At 40.7% G+C, this 18,698-nt stretch carries 12 protein-coding genes; 5 read left to right on the forward strand and 7 right to left on the reverse strand.

Going from position 1 to position 18,698, the window contains the following annotated elements; all coding sequences use genetic code 11:
• Positions 1-123 precede the first annotated feature (123 nt).
• Positions 124-963: a DUF4493 domain-containing protein gene (locus BUA60_RS08230; protein WP_072861268.1), complete on the forward strand. Its 840-nt coding sequence runs from the start codon at positions 124-126 to the stop codon at positions 961-963.
• Positions 964-1,040: 77 nt separating this feature from the next.
• Here the strand turns inward: BUA60_RS08230 and leuB are convergent, their stop codons facing one another.
• The 5 genes from leuB to BUA60_RS08255 form a co-directional block, all read right to left on the reverse strand.
• Complete coding sequence (leuB, locus tag BUA60_RS08235; protein ID WP_072861269.1) at positions 1,041-2,096, reverse strand: 3-isopropylmalate dehydrogenase; 1,056 nt, start codon at positions 2,094-2,096, stop codon at positions 1,041-1,043.
• Between the two features lie 61 nt (positions 2,097-2,157).
• Positions 2,158-3,675, reverse strand: a complete 1,518-nt coding sequence (locus tag BUA60_RS08240; protein ID WP_072861270.1) for an alpha-isopropylmalate synthase regulatory domain-containing protein — start codon at positions 3,673-3,675, stop codon at positions 2,158-2,160.
• Between the two features lie 126 nt (positions 3,676-3,801).
• Entirely contained in the window at positions 3,802-4,398 is a 597-nt protein-coding gene (gene leuD / locus BUA60_RS08245) for a 3-isopropylmalate dehydratase small subunit (RefSeq protein ID WP_072861271.1), read from the reverse strand.
• A 178-nt stretch (positions 4,399-4,576) separates the two neighbouring features.
• Positions 4,577-5,986, reverse strand: a complete 1,410-nt coding sequence (leuC, locus tag BUA60_RS08250; RefSeq protein WP_072861272.1) for a 3-isopropylmalate dehydratase large subunit — start codon at positions 5,984-5,986, stop codon at positions 4,577-4,579.
• A 324-nt stretch (positions 5,987-6,310) separates the two neighbouring features.
• Positions 6,311-7,873: a M28 family peptidase gene (locus BUA60_RS08255; RefSeq protein ID WP_072861273.1), complete on the reverse strand. Its 1,563-nt coding sequence runs from the start codon at positions 7,871-7,873 to the stop codon at positions 6,311-6,313.
• A 318-nt stretch (positions 7,874-8,191) separates the two neighbouring features.
• Between BUA60_RS08255 and BUA60_RS08260 the strand changes: the two genes are divergently transcribed.
• The 4 genes from BUA60_RS08260 to BUA60_RS08275 all read left to right on the forward strand — a co-directional run bounded on the left by BUA60_RS08260 (position 8,192) and on the right by BUA60_RS08275 (position 13,052).
• Positions 8,192-9,112 (forward strand): dihydrodipicolinate synthase family protein, encoded by a 921-nt coding sequence (locus BUA60_RS08260; protein ID WP_072861274.1) that lies wholly within the window; start codon positions 8,192-8,194, stop codon positions 9,110-9,112.
• An 89-nt stretch (positions 9,113-9,201) separates the two neighbouring features.
• On the forward strand, positions 9,202-10,785 hold the full coding sequence (locus BUA60_RS08265) for an aldehyde dehydrogenase (NADP(+)) (protein ID WP_072861275.1): 1,584 nt from the start codon (positions 9,202-9,204) through the stop codon (positions 10,783-10,785).
• 4 nt (positions 10,786-10,789) lie between these two features.
• Complete coding sequence (locus BUA60_RS08270; protein ID WP_072861276.1) at positions 10,790-11,797, forward strand: 4-hydroxyproline epimerase; 1,008 nt, start codon at positions 10,790-10,792, stop codon at positions 11,795-11,797.
• A gap of 4 nt (positions 11,798-11,801) precedes the next feature.
• Entirely contained in the window at positions 11,802-13,052 is a 1,251-nt protein-coding gene (locus BUA60_RS08275) for an NAD(P)/FAD-dependent oxidoreductase (protein WP_072861277.1), read from the forward strand.
• Positions 13,053-13,166: 114 nt separating this feature from the next.
• Here the strand turns inward: BUA60_RS08275 and BUA60_RS08280 are convergent, their stop codons facing one another.
• Both BUA60_RS08280 and BUA60_RS08285 read right to left on the reverse strand, forming a co-directional pair.
• On the reverse strand, positions 13,167-14,336 hold the full coding sequence (locus BUA60_RS08280) for an efflux RND transporter periplasmic adaptor subunit (RefSeq protein WP_072861278.1): 1,170 nt from the start codon (positions 14,334-14,336) through the stop codon (positions 13,167-13,169).
• Positions 14,337-14,347: 11 nt separating this feature from the next.
• Positions 14,348-18,685, reverse strand: a complete 4,338-nt coding sequence (locus tag BUA60_RS08285; RefSeq protein ID WP_072861279.1) for a CusA/CzcA family heavy metal efflux RND transporter — start codon at positions 18,683-18,685, stop codon at positions 14,348-14,350.
• Positions 18,686-18,698: the final 13 nt, after the last annotated feature.

Consider the following 18,698-nt stretch of genomic DNA (forward strand, 5'->3'; position numbering starts at 1 on the left):
CAAAATTATGTCCGACCAGCTTGGATGTCCATATTCAAAATAAATTCTCAGAGACCTGTTAACCTCTTGTTGTTTTAGACATTAAATCATAAACAAAAGTATTAACAACTAAATATTTTGATTATGAAAGCAAAACTTATTTTTGGAATGTTGATCCTTGGGCTATTCTTTGTAGGCTGTGACAAGGATAATGTCTTAGAGGCCATAGGTGAACCCACCACTATAGACGCAATTGAAGAGACCGAACCTGGGTTTCTATCCCTTAAGGCAACTGTAAAAGAGATTATCCAAATTACTACTGGAAAGCCCCCTTTGGAAGATGTTTTGGCAGCAATGAGGATATATATCAGTAATGGATCTGAACAAGTATATAACCGCCCATACAATGAATCTCCTGAAACTATTGAATTGCCTGCCGGTTTTTATAATCTCCTAATAGGCAGTTTCAGTAATTACTCCGCATTGGATGCCCTATTTAATACTGGAAGTTATGGCTATTATAATTCCAGCGTACTTATTAACAGCGGTGCTATTACTACGATAAACGCCAATCTGGCCTTGTTGGATATGGCAACTACCATTACTATTTCGCCCGAGGTAAGCTCTTCCTTCCCTGATATTGAAGTAGATGTCCGGAAATGGACCAATATCTTTGGAAGTAATGAAAAATCGGAATTGACTTGGAATACAGCTCAGAGCGGTCAAACTGGCTATTTTATGACTTATGATGGAGATTGGATTACAGGAACTCTAGGAGACCAAGGTGGGGATTTGGAAATTTCCATAACAGCCACAAATAATTCAGGTTTGCCTGTCACTGCCTCAAAATGGTACATGGGCATTAGCGCGAACGAGCATTACAACATTTCCATAGAGCAGAATGAAATTACGACCGGATTAAATTTGATAGTTACTTTAAATGATGAAGTAATCATCGATGATACTATTGTTTTTCCAAATTAAGGCGTACCATTTCAATATATACTAGATGCAATAAAGCCCCTCAAATAAGGGGCTTTATAATTATTATTTAAAATATTCTAGATATTTTTAGCCAGCCAATCTCCAATTTCACTGGTCTTATAGGCTTTTCCGCCCTCCGCCAAATCTTCCGAAACCACACCTTCAGCCAAGGATTTGTTTACAACATCACGAATGGCCTGCGCTTCTTCCTTCAAATCAAAATCTTCGAACATCATGGCAGCAGAAAGTACGGTGGCCAATGGATTGGCAATGTCCTTACCTGCCGCTTGTGGATATGATCCGTGAATGGGTTCATACAATCTTGTTTTGGTTCCTACGGAAGCCGATGGCATTAGTCCCATAGACCCGGAAATTACCGAAGCCTCATCGGTTAAAATATCTCCAAAAAGATTTTCAGTTATAATTACATCATATCCTTTTGGCCATTGTACCAATCTCATGGCCACAGCATCAACAAATTCATAGGAAACAGTTACTTCTGGGTAATCCTTTTCCATTGCCTGTACTGTCTCTCTCCACAATCTGGAAGATTCCAAAACGTTGGCCTTATCTACACAACAAAGCTTTTTAGATCTTGTCATGGCCATTTCAAAACCTTTTTTGGCCAAACGTTGTATTTCGGCACGGGTATAGGTCATAGTGTCAAAGGCGGTGTTCCCATTGTCCTTTCGTCCACGTTCTCCAAAATATACTCCGCCCGTTAATTCCCTTAGAATAATTAAATCCGTACCCTCAATACGTTCGCGTTTCAAAGGTGATTTATCTATAAGTGAAGGAAAGGTAAAAGTAGGCCTAACATTGGCAAACAAGCCCAATTTTTGTCTCATTTTCAACAATCCCTGCTCTGGACGTACCTTAGCAGATGGATCGTTGTCGAATCTTGGGTGACCTATAGCCCCAAATAAAACAGCATCCGCAGCTTCACAAACGGCATGGGTTTCATCCGGATAAGGCTCTCCTACCGCATCAATTGCAGCTGCACCGGTAAGGGCAGGCGTCCAGCTTATCTCGTGATTGTATTTTTTGGCTATGGCATTGGATACTTTTACCGCTTGATCTATTACTTCAGGACCTATTCCATCTCCTGCTAAAAGGGCAATATTTAATTTCATTTATTTTCGCTTTTTGCCATACGTTTTGCGTCTGGCATGGTTATAATTGTTTGTGATTTTCCTAGATTATGTTCAACATTTTCTCGGTCGCTTTTATGGCCGAAACAGTTTGATCGGAATCCAACCCCCTGGATATAAATTCCTTATCACCTCTTTTCCAAGTAATAATGGTTTCGCAAAGAGCATCGGAATTACTGCCCGGCGGAATTCGCACGGCATAATCCACCAAAGTGGGCAATTCCAATTTTTTGGATTTGTATACTTTTCTCAAGGCATTCATAAATGCATCATATTGTCCGTCTCCCTGAGCATGTTCCTCTATAAGTTCTCCATTAATTTCGAGGGCTAGGGTAGTGGAGGGCTTTAAACCTTTGGAATGCGTAAGTACGTATGATTTAACAAAAACTTTTTGCTGATAGGTATCGCTATCCAAAACATCGGAAATAATATAGGGCAGGTCCTCCTTGGTTACCTTTTCCTTTTTATCTCCCAATTCAATAATACGGGCCGTAACCTTTCTTAATTCATCATCATTCAGCGTAAGTCCAAGCTCTTGTAGATTTTTTTGAATGTTGGCCTTTCCCGAAGTTTTGCCTAAGGCATATTTACGTTTCCTACCAAATCTCTCCGGCATTAAATCGTTGAAGTACAGGTTTTTTTTACTGTCCCCATCGGCATGGATTCCAGCAGTTTGGGTAAAAACATTATCCCCAACTATTGGCTTGTTGGCAGGAATACCAAATCCAGTAAAGGCAGATACCAACTTGCTCACCTTGTAAAGGGAAGATTCGTTCACCGCCACCTCTATTTCTGGCATGAAATCATTGATTACGGCTATAGCACTTGCCATTGGGGCATTACCTGCCCTTTCACCCATTCCGTTAACGGTTAAATGAAGTCCGTGGCAACCTGCTTTTATAGCCTCCATCACATTGGAAACACTTAAATCATAATCGTTATGCCCATGAAAATCGAAATGCATTTTGGGATAACCCTGAACTATTTCCGATATAAATTTGTTTGTTTCGGTATAGGTAAGGATACCCAAAGTGTCCGGCAACAAAACCCTTTTAACTGGCTGTGTGGATAGGAAATCTATAAATTGGAATACGTATTCCTTTGAATTTCGCATCCCATTGCTCCAGTCCTCCAAATAGACATTGGTAGAAATACCTTCCTTGGCCGCTTCTGCAATGGTCTTTTCTATTTCACTAAAATGTTGCTGTGGCGTTTTTTTAAGCTGGTGCGTTAGGTGGTTCATAGAACCTTTAGTTAAAAGATTCTGGACCTTTGCACCGGATTTTTTCATCCAATCAATGGAAACACCTCCATCAACGAAGGTCAATACCTCAACACGGTTAATATAGCCTTTTGTATTGGCCCATTCGGTAATCTGTTGTACCGCCGAAAGTTCTCCCTCCGATACTCGGGCGGAGGCTACTTCAATTCTATCTACATTCAACTCATCCAACAATAACTTAGCCAAGGTAAGCTTTTCGGATGCTGAAAAGGACACCCCTGAGGTCTGTTCCCCATCCCGAAGGGTGGTGTCCATTATTTCAATTATTCTTCGTTTCATTTATGCAGAACTAGTAACCGTAACTCTATTGTCCAATAACTTAAAAAAAGTAAATGCCTTTGTAACCCATCAAGACCAAGGAAAACCTCGTCTCAAAATGTGTTACATTCACTGAAAACCAATACTTTACAATGGAGTATCTTCGGCAAATTCCCTTATATTCTCCTTAATATTTAAAAGATAATCAATATCATCAAAGCCGTTAAGCATATTATCTTTTTTGTAATTGTTGATGTCAAAACTTTCTGACTCACCAGTTGATGTCAACGTAATGGTCTGTTCCGGTAAATTGACTACCAATTCTGTTTTTGGATCCGCATAGATTGCCTCAAATATTTTTTCCAAGAACGGGGCACTTACCTGTACTGGCAACACACCGATGTTTAAGCAGTTATTCTTAAAAATATCCGCAAAAAAACTGGATACCACACATCTGAATCCGTAATCGTAAACAGCCCAAGCAGCATGTTCCCTAGAAGAACCGGATCCAAAATTTTTGCCCCCAACCAATATTTTACCTCCGAAGGTAGGATTGTTCAAAACAAAATCCTCTTTTGGAGTATTATCCGGATTGTAGCGCCAATCCCTAAACAAATTGTCCCCAAAGCCCTTGCGTTCGGTGGCTTTAAGAAAACGGGCCGGAATTATTTGATCCGTATCCACATTTTCAATGGGAAGAGGAACTGCTGTTGTTTTAAGTATATTAAACTTATCGTATGCCATGTTATTTAAACTTATATGCTCAGCGCCCAGCACTAAACAAAAATTAAACTTTATTTTATCGCCAAATTATTTTTGATCTCCTTAAAATTCTCCAGAAACTGCTTCCAAAAAATATCATTCCAGGATGTCAAAATTTATGCGGAATGCTTTAAAATCTTGCTAAAAGTTTTTTAACGTTTTAAACCAATTCCTCTTGCATTAACTCCCTTGGATCCGTTACCATTCCGGTCACTGCCGCAGCTGCTGCTACCAACGGACTTGCCAATAGTGTTCTGGAACCAGGGCCTTGCCTACCTTCAAAATTTCTATTGGAGGTACTAACAGCATATTTCCCTGCCGGAACCTTGTCATCATTCATAGCCAAACATGCTGAGCATCCAGGCTCGCGCAGTTCAAAACCAGCTTCGTGCAAGATGTCCAAAATTCCTTCCTCCTTTATTGCGGATTCCACTTTATGCGATCCAGGTACCAACCAAGCAGTTACATTATCTGCTTTTTTTCTACCTTTTACAATGGAGGCAAAGGCTCTAAAGTCTTCAATACGGCCATTGGTACAACTTCCCAAAAACACAAAATCGATTGGCTTTCCAATCATATTGTCGCCCTCGTTGAAGGCCATATATTGAAGTGATTTTTTATAAGTGGCAACACCACCCTCCACAGATTCAGCCTGCGGGATACCATTGGAAATTCCGATACCCATTCCTGGATTGGTTCCGTAGGTAATCATAGGTTCTATGTCGGCAGCATCAAATGTGATTTCTTTGTCAAAAGTGGCACCCTCATCCGTTTTAAGGGTTTTCCAATATTCCATAGCCTTGTCCCAATCGGCACCTACAGGAGTAAACTCCCGTCCTTTGATGTATTCGAAGGTCTTTTCGTCCGGGGCAATCATTCCTCCACGCGCACCCATTTCAATACTAAGGTTACAAACGGTCATCCTACCTTCCATGGTCATGTTCCTAAAAACATCACCTGCATATTCCACAAAATACCCAGTTGCACCAGAAGTCGTTAATTTGGAAATTATATAAAGTGCCACATCTTTTGGCGTAACACCTTTGCTTAGCTTTCCATTTACATTGATACGCATGGATTTAGCCTTCTGCTGCATAATGCATTGGGTAGCCAATACCATTTCCACCTCGGAAGTTCCAATACCAAATGCAATAGCTCCAAAAGCACCATGGGTAGAGGTATGCGAATCACCACATACAATGGTAGCTCCAGGTTGGGTAATTCCATATTCCGGACCTACTACGTGCACAATTCCGTTTTTTTCATGCCCAAGTCCCCAATAGGAAATACCATGAGCCTTGGAATTTTCCTCCAATGCCTTAAGCTGATTGGCCGAAAGCGGATCCTTAACTGGCAAATGCTGGTTAATGGTAGGAGTGTTATGATCTGCAGTAGCAAAAGTACGCCCTGGATACATTACTGGAATACCCCTACTTTTTAAACCTAGAAATGCTACCGGACTAGTCACTTCATGTACCATGTGACGGTCTATGAACAGGACATCCGGCCCATTTTCAATCTTATGAACAACATGGGAATCCCATACTTTATCAAATAACGTTTTCTTCATTTTATAGGGTTATGATTTATGATCTTAGATTAAATATTCTTAAAGAGGCACATTGCCTACTTTTTTACTAGCATGCAAAATTAAGACTATCTTGTAAATCATTGAAATTAATATAGGAATAATTACGATGTTCAACATAAAAGTTGCCGAATGTTTAGAATATAACCTGTTCTTTTTTTGATATGGCATTTAGCTTTCTCCGCAAGATTTTGAAACGATAATTTAGGGATGGACAAAGTGTAACCTAGTATTTAATTATTGAGAACAAAAAAGGTGGACAAATCCAATTCATCCACCCATTTTGAAAGCTTTACTTTTTATTAATTACTTAGCGGCCTTATCCACTTTTAGACGGGCCTCCCTATTGGCTATTTCCCAAGCGGTAAGAAAAACCAGTCTAGTTCTATTTTCCAATAGATCATAATTTATTTTGTCTGGAGTATCCCCAGGCTGGTGATAGTCCGCATGGGTTCCATTAAAGTAGAATATGATAGGAATATTATTTTTTGCAAAATTGTAATGATCACTTCTATAGTAGAAGCGGTTAGGATCATTTTCATCGTTAAATGTATAATCCAATTCAATATTCATATATTTTTTGTTGACCTCTTCCGACAGTTCATGGAGTTCGGTACTCAATTTATCGGAACCGATTAAATAGATATAATTCCTATCGCCAGTACGGTTCGGGTCTATTCTCCCTATCATATCAATATTTAAATCGGCCACCGTTTGGGACAAAGGAAAAATTGGATCGTGATCAGCATAATATTTTGATCCCAAAAGACCTTTTTCCTCACCGGTAACATGAAGAAAAACTATGGAACGTTTTGGACCATTGCCATCATCCGCCGCTTTTTTGAATGCCTCGGCAATCTCCAAAAGACCAACGGTTCCTGAACCATCGTCGTCAGCACCGTTAAAAATCTCCCCCTCGTTGTTTACGCCAACATGATCTAGATGGGCCGATATAATAACAAACTCATCAGGCTTTTCAGACCCTTTAATTACAGCTACTACATTCTCCGACTCCACGTCTTTACAATCACTTTCAATATTCAGGACCAGTTTAGTGGAAACGTTTTTGGAAGTGTTTTCAGATTTAATATTAGGAAGAATGGCATTTGCTACATCGGCATCAATAAAAAAGCTGTAAAAATCATTTTGGACTTCATCCTTTAACCCCATGCTACCGCTATCCTTGCTTTGCATAAAATTAAACCTATTTTTAAAGCGACCGTAGTTGCCCTCATCAAAATACATTACCCCAATGGCGCCTTTGCTCGAGGCCAATTCCATTCTTTTTCCAATAGATTCCGACATATTGCTCCATACAGATGCCTCATTGGAGCCCGATAGGGTATAGGTTCCGTCAGTGTTCATAGGTTCCCCTGCCTTTATCAAAACTATTTTACCCTTTACATCCACCCCGGCATAATCCGAGTAATTCTCTTCTTCTATACCATAGCTTACATATACTATATTATCAAAGCTACCCGTGGCAGCTGTAAATGTCAGCAACCCTTCTCCATTTTGGTATTCCTTTACATTAATGGAAACAGATCCCTTAGGTAGTTTACTTATGACCAACGGAACATTTTGAAAATAATTTCCATCAGATTGGGCGGCTGGAATGCCAAGCTCAACATATTCCGCCTTAAGGTATTCCACTGCCAATTTTTGTCCCGGTTCTCCAGTATCCCTTCCTTCAAATTCATCCGAAGCATAAGTATAGAGGTGCTCCTTTAATTCGGCCTCTGTAATGGATTGCGCATAAACCATGGGGTCTACACTGGTTTCTACCGGTTCAATTTGTTGGGAAATGGTTTTTTGCGATGAGTTGCAGGCCAAGGAAAGTCCTAACGCAACAAACAGTATCTTTTTCATTCAGCTATTTTTAATTAATTGAGAATTTTTCAAAAATAGGGAAATCTTTAAGAAAGAATCTTAGTATTTTTATAAAAGTACTTAGTCTGTTATTGTTGTTATTTCATAAGTAGCATAAATACCTAACATATAGGATTATGACCAAGACCGGTTGGAATTCCGTTTATTTTAAACAAGGTAATGGCCACATCGTTTTTTAACCAGTTTTTGCCAAAAGAAAGCCCAACAAGTTAATATTCTCTCAAATTCGGCTAATATTTCTCTATTTTAAGGTTTATGGTTGTATTAAATTTGTAATTCATTATTAAAATCTTTGTTATGCAAATAAAATGGGAAGGCGTAATGCCAGCAGTTACCACAAAATTCACAAAAGAGGACACCCTGGACCTTGAAATGTTCGAAACCAATATTCAGGCACAGCTGGAAGCTGGGGTCAGTGCTATCATCCTGGGAGGTACACTTGGGGAAGCCAGTACTCTAACAGATGAAGAGAAAAAGATATTGATACAGGAGACTGTGAGAATTGTCAACGGTAAGATTCCCGTAATCATAAACATAGCTGAACAGACCACAAAGGGTGCCATTGAAGCAGCTTATAAAGCCAAAAAATATGGGGCCAGTGGATTAATGATGCTTCCTCCCATGCGATATAAGGCCAATGATTTTGAAACGGTAACCTACTTTAAGGAGGTAGCCAAGAGTACGGATTTACCTATAATGATATACAACAATCCTGTAGATTACGGTATAGAGGTAACCTTGGATATGTTCGAAGAATTATTGACCATGCCCAATATACAAGCGGTAAAGGAATCTACCCGCGATATTTCCAACATTACACGGATTAAAAATAGATTCGGCGACCGCCTCAAGGTGTTGACAGGTGTGGACACCTTAGGATTGGAAAGCATTCTTATGGGTGCTGACGGCTGGGTTGCTGGACTGGTCTGTGCCTTTCCTGCAGAAACAGTAGCTATATACAGCCTGGCCAAAGCTGGGAGAATTCCGGAAGCACTAGCTATTTACAGATGGTTTTTACCATTGTTGGAACTGGACATCAACCCCCAGTTGGTACAAAATATAAAATTGGCCGAAGTAGCCACAGGCATTGGAACTGAGCAAGTAAGGGCCCCTAGACTACCTTTGCAAGGTGAAGAAAGAAAAAGGGTCTTGACAATTATTGAAGAAGGGATGAAGACTAGACCAACCCTTCCCGAATATAAACCACAATTGGTTTAACCTAATTATAACATAAATAACCTGCTAAAGTGTTACTTTAGTCAAGGAAATTCAAGCTCATTTGGGCGTATAATTATAACAAAATCATAATGATAACAGGTAAAAACTATATTGGTGTTGATACATCTGCCAAGAACAATAGAACATATACAACTTTCAATCCAAAATTAAACAAACCTACAGAATGGGTTTTCCATGAGGCTTCCCAGGAAGAGGTAAATGCCGCGGTAGAAAAGGCAGCAATAGCATTTGAAACCTATGGCAAATTCTCAGACGCCAAAAAAGCCGAATTTTTAAAGGCCATTGCCAGTGAAATTGAAGCCTTGGGCGATGAATTGATTTCAGTTTACGTCCAGGAATCCGGATTACCGGAAGGTAGGGCAAAAGGAGAGCGAGGAAGAACTATGGGACAACTGCGGGCTTTCGCCACCTTGTTGGAAGAGGGATCTTGGGTAGAGGCCACTATAGATACCGCACAGCCAACTAGGGAACCTTTGCCAAAAGTAGACATTAGAAAAATGTTGCTTCCAATTGGTCCCATTGCCGTATTTGGCGCCAGTAATTTCCCATTGGCATTTTCTACTGCAGGGGGAGATACCGCCAGTGCTTTGGCAGCAGGATGTCCCGTAATTGTAAAAAGTCACCCATTGCATGCCGGTACGGGTGAGTTGGTAGCCTCGGCCATTACAAAAGCAGCTAAAAAGACGGGGATGCCAGATGGTGTTTTCTCCAACTTAAACAGTAGGGATTCTGAAGTAGGTCAGTTATTGACCATGCACCCAAAAGTAAAAGGCGTAGGTTTTACCGGTAGTACCAATGGAGGAATGGCCCTTTATAGATTGGCCTCGCAAAGAAAAGAGCCAATCCCGGTTTTTGCCGAAATGGGCAGTATTAATCCGGTAGTGGTCCTACCTTCTGCCTTGGAGCAAAAAGGGTCCGAATGGGCAGCCCAATACGCAGGTTCCATTGTGTTGGGAGCGGGACAATTTTGCACTAATCCAGGACTTATATTAGGTATCAAGGGACAGGCCTTGGATGGCTTTATAGCCAACTTGGGCAAGGAAATAGAAAAACTGGAGCCTACTTGCATGTTACATCCAAACATATACGAAGGTTACGAAAAAGGTAAAAAGGAATTGTCTTCACAACCCAAAACAGCGGAAGTGGCTGCTTATAAAGGCGAAACTACCCCTAATTTCGGTGAACAAAAAGTATTGACCGTTGCCGCGCAAGACTTTTTGGACAATCCCGTGTTACATAAGGAGGTTTTTGGTCCGTTTTCAATTGTTGTACAATGCCAGGACAAAGACGAATTGGTTACCGTAATCCAGCATTTGGAAGGACAGTTGACAGGAACTATTCTAGGCACCGAAACCGAAATAAAAACAAGTCCAGAGGTAGTAAATGCTTTGGTAGATAGGGTAGGGCGTATCATCTTCAATGGCGTGCCCACTGGTGTGGAAGTTTGTCCATCCATGATGCATGGTGGGCCATTTCCGTCCACTACGGACAGTAGGTTTACCTCCGTTGGTACTTCGGCCATAAGACGATGGGTAAGACCAGTGTCTTTCCAAAGTTGGCCTGAAGAATTATTACCGGATGCCCTAAAGAACAACAATCCTTTAGACATTATGCGGCTAGTGAATGGTGAGCACACGAAAAAGCAGCTCTAGCACAATGGGTAGAAAAACTTTTTTTTGTGTGGATGCCCATACCTGTGGGAATCCTGTTAGGGTTGTTGCCGGGGGTGGACCTAATCTTTATGGCGTGGACATGAGCGAAAAACGCCAGCATTTTTTAAAGGAATTCGATTGGATCCGAAAAGGATTAATGTTCGAACCTCGTGGCCATGACATGATGAGCGGAAGTATTTTTTATCCGCCTTCAGATCCAGCAAACGACTTTGGTATCCTGTTTATAGAAACCAGCGGCTGCCTCCCCATGTGCGGGCATGGTACCATTGGAGCAATAACCATAGGAATAGAGGAAGGACTACTTTCTCCCAAGGAGCCTGGAAAAATAAGAATGGAAACCCCAGCCGGCTTGGTAAATATTCAATACCAACAAACCGGCAAAAAGGTGGATTGGGTAAAATTAACGAATGTTAAATCATACCTGGCCGCATCCGAACTTACTGTAAATTGCTCAGATTTAGGGGAACTTGTGTTTGATGTCGCCTATGGAGGCAACTATTATGCTATTATTGACCCCCAAAAGAATTTTAAGGGCATTCAGGATTATTCCGCCAGCAAGTTGATACAATACAGTCAAGAAATAAGGGAGAAAATTAATCTTAAATATCCCAACAAGTTTATCCACCCAGAGAACCCTACTATCAACAGTGTCAGCCATATAGAATGGACCGGCAACACCATATCACCGGAGGCCACGGCAAGAAATGCCGTTTTCTATGGGGATAAGGCCATAGATAGGTCTCCCTGCGGTACCGGAACTTCTGCCCGAATGGCACAATGGCATGCCAAGGGAAAGCTAAAAGTGGGGGATGAGTTTATCCATGAAAGTTTTATTGGATCCCAATTTATAGGAAAAGTAGAGGAAGAGACTACATTGGCCGGGATGAAAGCCATCATCCCCAGTATTAAAGGATGGGCACAGGTTTATGGTTATAATAATATCATAATAGATGATGATGATCCCTATGCCCACGGTTTTCAAGTAATTTGATATCATGGAAAAAGATGTTTTGATCATAGGTGGGGGAATTGTAGGACTCTGTTCTGCCTACTATTTACAAAAAGAGGGGCATAAGGTTACCGTACTGGACAGATCGGATATTACATCCGGAGCTTCTTTTGTCAACGCTGGGTATATTACCCCAAGCCATATTATTCCTTTGGCCTCACCGGGAATGATTTCAAAAGGAATTAAATGGATGTTCAATTCGTCCAGTCCTTTTTATATGCAACCCCGTTGGGATACTGATTTTTTTAAATGGTCATGGTATTTTCATAAATCTTCCACTAAAGAAAAAGTAGCCTTGGCCATACCTTTGATCAAGGAAATAAATATAATTAGCAGGGAACTCTTTACCTCCATAAAGAATTCAGGAGATCTAGGTGATTTTCAATTGGAACGTAAGGGCCTATTAATGTTATATAAAACCGAAAAGGAAGGCGAACACGAAATGCAAGTCGCTGAAAAAGCTTCTTTCTTAGGCTTGGAGGTTAGCTCATTGAACAAAAAAGAGCTGGACCTACTTCAACCTAACGTTACCATGGACGTTAAGGGAGCTGTCCATTATGAATGTGACGGGCATACCACTCCGACGGAATTCATGAAAAAAATGCTGGATTATTTAAAGAGGAGCGGGGTAACTATTAAGACCAATGAAGAGGTTATCGATCTTGCCATGGAAAATGCACGAATAAGCAAGGTAACTACCAACAAAAATGAATACTCCCCAGAAGAAGTTGTTTTGGCAGCAGGCTCTTGGAGCGATAATTTATCCAAGAAAATGAATATAAAACTTCCTATTCAGGCAGGGAAGGGCTATCGGATAAATGTACCTAGACCCACAGGCATAACTATTCCAGCCATTTTGATGGAGGCCAAGGTAGCGGTAACACCGATGACAGAATATACCCGTTTTGCAGGTACCATGGAATTTTCGGGAATCAACGATGTTATTAGAAAACAAAGGGTTGAAGCCATTGCAAATGCCACCTCCGAATTCTATCCGGAAATAAAAATAAGTGAAGCAGAAAAAGCGGATGCCAAAAGTGGCCTGCGCCCCGTATCGCCAGACGGACTACCCTATATTGGCAAGAGTAGCAACCTAAAAAATTTAACCGTGGCAACAGGACATGCCATGATGGGCTGGAGTCTTGGACCAGTGACCGGAAAATTGGTATCGGAAATATTATCGGAAAGAAAAACTTCTATGGATATAACCGGATTTTCCCCAAATAGACGATTCTAGATCTTAGAACAAAAACAAAATTCCAAATCATGAAATCGGATATACATATTCTTTTTCATGATTTGGAATTTAATGTTTTGGACTGCTATCAGCGCTGACAAACATTAAAATTATTTAATGGTCGCTTCCTCCAGTCTCACCCAGCAAATTAAATCCTCCTTTAACAATAACCTGATCGCTATCCTTTAAGTCGCCCATTTCGGTAATGGCGGTATATCCATTATAACTATCCCCAACGCCAACCGCTTTGGTTTCAAAAACATACCCTTCATTCCCTTCGGAGATCAAGGATAAAACGTATTGATTATTATCCTGAATTACAATGCTCTCGTTGGGCAAAGCATTAATACTTTTGTTAGAGGTGATAATAGCCGCTTCCACAAACATACCAACGGCAAAATTGTGGTTTTCATCATCGTGCAAATGCCCGTGGACCTTTACCGTTCTACTATCCGCATCAATAGAGGTTCCCACTAAATATACCTCGGCTTCATAAAATTCCGTTGAAGCCTCCGAAATCTTAAAACGTATCTTTTGATCTTTTTTGATATTCATGATATCCTTCTCAAAGACGGATAATTCCAAATGAATATGATCTGTGTTTACAATTTCCATAATATCATCGGCAGGGGAAACATACATTCCTTTACTAACATTCACTTTGGTTATACTGCCATCTATTGGGGCAAAAATGGTTGCCTCCGACACCAAAATGCCCTTTTCAACATTTTCGGGGGAGATGTTCAACATTTTTAGTTTCTCTCGGAACCCGTTGTATCTTGCGAGATTCCGTTTGTATTCGCTCTCTGCCTTTAGAAAATTCTTTTGCGAAGTTATCTGCTCGGCCACCAGACTTTTTTGGCGTTCAAATTCGGATTTAAGATAACTAAGCTGTTCAAAGCTTTCCTGATACTCCTGTTGCATTTGCACAAATTCGGGATTTTCCAGCGTAAGTAAGGGCTGTCCTTTTTTTACTTTATTACCTATCAAAAGGGGAGTCCTCTTTATATAACCGCCAATAAAGGCACTTACTATTGCTTTGTTTTGCGGAGGAACGTCTATAGTCCCCGTAACCTCTACCTCCACTGGAAAGTTTTGTAGACTAAAATGTCCCAACTCCATGCTCTCCCCATCAAACTGGGCTTTGGAAATGGTTATCCTATTTGCATTTGGTTCATTGTCCGCACTATTGCTGGTACCGACGTTTTTTTCGATTGAATCCCCACAAGCCGATAAATTCAGGAAGAGGATTGTTACAGGAAGTATATATAGTAATCGTGACATAGTATTTTTTTTTATAAGTTTAAATAATTGATGGCAATGACCGTTTGATTGTAGGCATTTAGATTCTCCAAATAACTGAGGGTAATATTATAGCCATTTTCCATACTTTGGATATACTGAAAAAAGTCTATTTCCCCGCCTTGATAACTTAGTGTCGCCGTTTTTATAATTTCATCAGCAAGTCCTTGACCTTCCGTTTCGTAATAGGAAAGCACTTCTTGATACTTTTTCAATTGCCCCAACAGTGCCAGGTATTTGGCCCTTAACTGAACTGTGTAATCCTCTGCTTCTGCCCGGGATACATCCTTGGCTATTTTAGCCGCCTTAATTTTGGAGGCATTACCACTAAAAAATAACGGAATCTTAATCCCTACTTGAAAACCATAAAGGTTCTCTCCCAAAGTGGAATTGGTTCCCTGGAAATAATTGAAGTTCAGATCCGGTAATAAATGCTGCTGTTCCAGAGAACTTTTGGCATCGAACATTTTTGTTCTATTTTCAAAAAATGACATCCCGGCGTTATTTTCAATATTTACATCCCATATCTGAAGCTTTTCCATAGGCATCGTCTTAACGATGAGGGTTGAATCTGGTTGCACCGTTTTAATTAGTTCTTGATATGCCAAGTGGGCATCTTCAACCGCTTTTGTGTAAATCGTCTGTAGTTCCCTTTGTTTGGCCTGAGCTGTTATTTTTTCCAAATAATTACTTTCTCCAAGTTCAAACCTGCGTTGGGCGGAATAGGAAAATCGTTCATACAAATCGTTTAGTTCGCTATAGGTCTTTTCCTTCTGCCTAGCGTATTGCAATGCGTGATAATTGGAAGCCAGTTCCTGCTCCAGGATTCGTTTTTTGCGCTCATAACTACTTCTTTCCATAAAATAACTGGCCTTGCTAACACCTTTTTCCGCAAAATAAACGGTTGGAAACAGGAAGTTCTGTTGTACACCAAATACTTCCAAAGGCTTATTGTTAAAGGCTATGTTATTCTGATCGTAATGATAGTATAGATCTGTCTTATCAAAACTGAAGGCACTGCCTATAAGCGCTTTGGATTCATCCACCTTAAGTTTGGATGCCCTTAGACCAGAATTGTTACTTAAGGCCAAGTCCTGTATTTCATCAAAATTGAGTCCTTCATCCTGTGCCCGAACACCACTAACGCCAACAAAGAATAGGATTATCAAACTCAGGATCTTTGCATTGATCTTGGATTTTAGGGGCTCATTTTTATCTTTCAAGTGAAAAATAGAGTAGAGTATGGGCAATACCACCAATGTTAATATAGTAGCGGTTATAAGCCCGCCGATTACCACTGTGGCGAGAGGCCTCTGTACCTCTGCGCCAACATTTGTGGAAATAGCCATGGGAAGGAATCCCAGCGCTGCAGCGGATGCGGTTAGCAAAACCGCTCTTAGCCTATCTTTTGCCCCCTGAATAATAAGTTCGTCCGAATCTTCCATACCTGCATGTTTTAATTCCTTAAAATGTTCAATCAATACAATTCCATTCAGAACCGCAATCCCAAAAAGAGCTATAAAACCAACTCCGGCAGAGATACTGAACGGCATGTCCCTAACAAATAAAAGAAGTATGCCGCCAACAGCTGCCAGGGGAATGGCCGAGTAGATAATTAAAGCCTCCCTGATGGAATTAAAGGCAAAATAGAGCAATATCAGAATAAGGACCAAAGCCACTGGCACTGCAATTTTCAGTCGGTCTTTGGCACTTTGCAAATTTTCGAACTGCCCCCCATAAGTGATGGTGTAGCCCGTAGGTAGTTTTATATTTGTTTCGATCAGCTTTTGAACGTCATCCACTACCGATTGAAGGTCCCTGTTCCGCACATTGATACCTACAACGATCCTACGTTTTGTATCATCCCTAGATATTTTGGCCGCTCCCGTGGTATAGGAGATTTGAGCCAACTCTCCCAAGGGAATCTTACCGGCATTAGGGGTGTCCACATACAAATTCCTTAAATTGGAAATATCCTGTCTACTTTTCAGATCCAACCTCAGGGTTAGGTCAAATCGCTTTTCCCCTTCAAAGACGCTCCCCAAATTGGTACCGGCAAACCCCATAGAGATAAGGCTGTTTAAATCGGCAATATTAAGACCATATCTAGCAATCTTAGCCCTGTCGAATTTTACGTTCATTTGCGGAAGTCCTGCAATTTTCTCCACCGTTATGTCTGCTGCACCCTCTACATTCTGAATTAGGTTTCTTATTTCATTTCCTTTTTTATTTAGGATTTCCAGGTCCTCACCAAAAACTTTAATGGCAATATCCGCGCGGACTCCAGTGATAAGCTCGTTAAACCGCATTTCAATAGGCTGGGTAAATTCTACCTCCATCCCCGGAATCACTCCCAACGCTTCCTTGAATTTGTCAGCAAGTTCATCCTTGCTTTCTGCAGATACCCATTCCTTTTTGGATTTCAAGATGATGATAACATCACTCTCCTCCATAGACATAGGGTCTGTAGGTACTTCTGCCGCACCTATTCTAGTGACCACTTGTTTCACCTCTGGAAAATTATCAAGTAGAATCTGTTCTATCTTGGTGGTAATTTCAACAGTTTCGCTCAAAGAGGTCCCTGTTTTCAAAACGGGTTGTATTACAAAGTCCCCTTCGTCCAAGGTAGGCACAAATTCTCCACCCATTGTGGTAAATAAGTATATAGAACCTCCCAATAGCAAAAATGAAATAGCCAACACTAACTTTTTCTTAGCGAGTGCCCAACGAATAATGGGGTCATAAGATCTATTTAAAAAATCCATCAGACGTATCGAAATGTTTTTTGGGGACTTGGTAGATGGTTTTATAAAAATGGAGGCGGCCACCGGAACATATGTAAAACATAAAATCATGGCACCTATTAAGGCAAAACTAAAGGTGAGCGCCATGGGTTTAAACATTTTCCCCTCAACACCACTTAAGGAAAGTATAGGAATGAATACAATGAGTATGATGAGCTGCCCAAAAATGGCCGAGTTCATCATCTTGGAAGCGCCATTAAAGGTGATTTCATTTTTTAGCTGCTGTTGGGCCCTTGTTCCCAGCAATTGTAATTCTCCCTTCTTAGCGGTTATTTGATAGGCTATGAACTCAACAATAATTACCGCACCGTCTATAATGATACCAAAGTCTATGGCTCCAAGGCTCATAAGGTTTGCATCTACCCCAAAAATATACATTAGTGAAAGCGCAAATAGCAAACAAAGTGGGATAACGGACGCCACTACCAACCCAGAACGAAGATTTCCCAACAAGAGGACAACCACAAAAATTACGATCAAACAACCAAGGATTAGGTTCTCTGCCACAGTAAAGGTTGTTTTTTGAATGAGCTCGCTACGTTCCAAAAAACCATTGATAAAAATACCTTCAGGCAAGGTCTTGGAAATTTGGTCTATACGTTCGTGGACTGCGTCGATAACCTTTTTGGAATTGGCATCCTTTAGCATCATTACCTGACCCAAAACCTTTTCTCCTTCACCATTTCCCGTTATAGCCCCAAAACGGGTGGCACTGCCAAAACCAACCTCGGCTACGTCCTTAATATATATAGGGAGATTGCCCGTTGATTTAACTACAATATTCTCTATATCCTCAAGCGAAGATATAAGCCCTTCGCCCCGAATAAAGTAGGCCTGGTTTACTTTTTCGATATAACCACCTCCAGAAACGCTGTTATTTTTTTCCAAGGCCGTAAAAATATCGGCAGTGGTAATATTCATGGCGTGAAGCTTTTGAGTGTTTATAGCTACTTCATATTGTTTTAAATAGCCGCCCCAAGTATTCACCTCCACCACACCTGGAATTCCCGAAAGTTGCCTCTTCACCACCCAATCCTGAATGGTACGCAGGTCCATAGCGGAATACTTGTCCTTATAACCTGGCTTGGTGTCCAGAATGTATTGATAAATTTCTCCAAGACCAGTGGTAATAGGGCCCATTTGGGGAGTACCGAAACCTGCGGGGATTTTCTCGGAGGCCGAGATTAATTTTTCGGAAATTAACTGTCGGGGCAAAAAAGTTCCCATATTGTCCTCAAAAACAATGGTGACCACCGAAAGTCCAAATTTTGACACCGACCTAATTTCAATTACCCCGGGTAGATTGGCCATTTCCAGTTCCACGGGATAGGTTATGAATTGCTCCATATCCTGAGTAGACAAATTCTGGGAGGTGGTAATTACCTGTACCTGATTATTGGTAACATCGGGAACAGCCCCAATGGGTATTTGGGTTAAGGAATACAGTCCAAAACCTATAATAAATAATGTAAGCAAAAAAACAATCAATTTGTTCTTTATACTAAATTGTATAATATTGGATAACATAATTCATTTGATA

The organism is Arenibacter palladensis (assembly GCF_900129275.1).
GTDB classification, from domain to species: Bacteria; Bacteroidota; Bacteroidia; order Flavobacteriales; family Flavobacteriaceae; genus Arenibacter; species Arenibacter palladensis.

What these genes read in the sequence shown, in the direction of transcription:
- BUA60_RS08230 (WP_072861268.1), top strand. Translation starts at nt 124, where the DNA reads ATGAAAGCAAAACTTATTTTTGGAATGTTGATCCTTGGGCTATTCTTT.
- leuB (WP_072861269.1), bottom strand. Translation starts at nt 2,096, where the DNA reads ATGAAATTAAATATTGCCCTTTTAGCAGGAGATGGAATAGGTCCTGAA.
- BUA60_RS08240 (WP_072861270.1), bottom strand. Translation starts at nt 3,675, where the DNA reads ATGAAACGAAGAATAATTGAAATAATGGACACCACCCTTCGGGATGGG.
- leuD (WP_072861271.1), bottom strand. Translation starts at nt 4,398, where the DNA reads ATGGCATACGATAAGTTTAATATACTTAAAACAACAGCAGTTCCTCTT.
- leuC (WP_072861272.1), bottom strand. Translation starts at nt 5,986, where the DNA reads ATGAAGAAAACGTTATTTGATAAAGTATGGGATTCCCATGTTGTTCAT.
- BUA60_RS08255 (WP_072861273.1), bottom strand. Translation starts at nt 7,873, where the DNA reads ATGAAAAAGATACTGTTTGTTGCGTTAGGACTTTCCTTGGCCTGCAAC.
- BUA60_RS08260 (WP_072861274.1), top strand. Translation starts at nt 8,192, where the DNA reads ATGCAAATAAAATGGGAAGGCGTAATGCCAGCAGTTACCACAAAATTC.
- BUA60_RS08265 (WP_072861275.1), top strand. Translation starts at nt 9,202, where the DNA reads ATGATAACAGGTAAAAACTATATTGGTGTTGATACATCTGCCAAGAAC.
- BUA60_RS08270 (WP_072861276.1), top strand. Translation starts at nt 10,790, where the DNA reads ATGGGTAGAAAAACTTTTTTTTGTGTGGATGCCCATACCTGTGGGAAT.
- BUA60_RS08275 (WP_072861277.1), top strand. Translation starts at nt 11,802, where the DNA reads ATGGAAAAAGATGTTTTGATCATAGGTGGGGGAATTGTAGGACTCTGT.
- BUA60_RS08280 (WP_072861278.1), bottom strand. Translation starts at nt 14,336, where the DNA reads ATGTCACGATTACTATATATACTTCCTGTAACAATCCTCTTCCTGAAT.
- BUA60_RS08285 (WP_072861279.1), bottom strand. Translation starts at nt 18,685, where the DNA reads ATGTTATCCAATATTATACAATTTAGTATAAAGAACAAATTGATTGTT.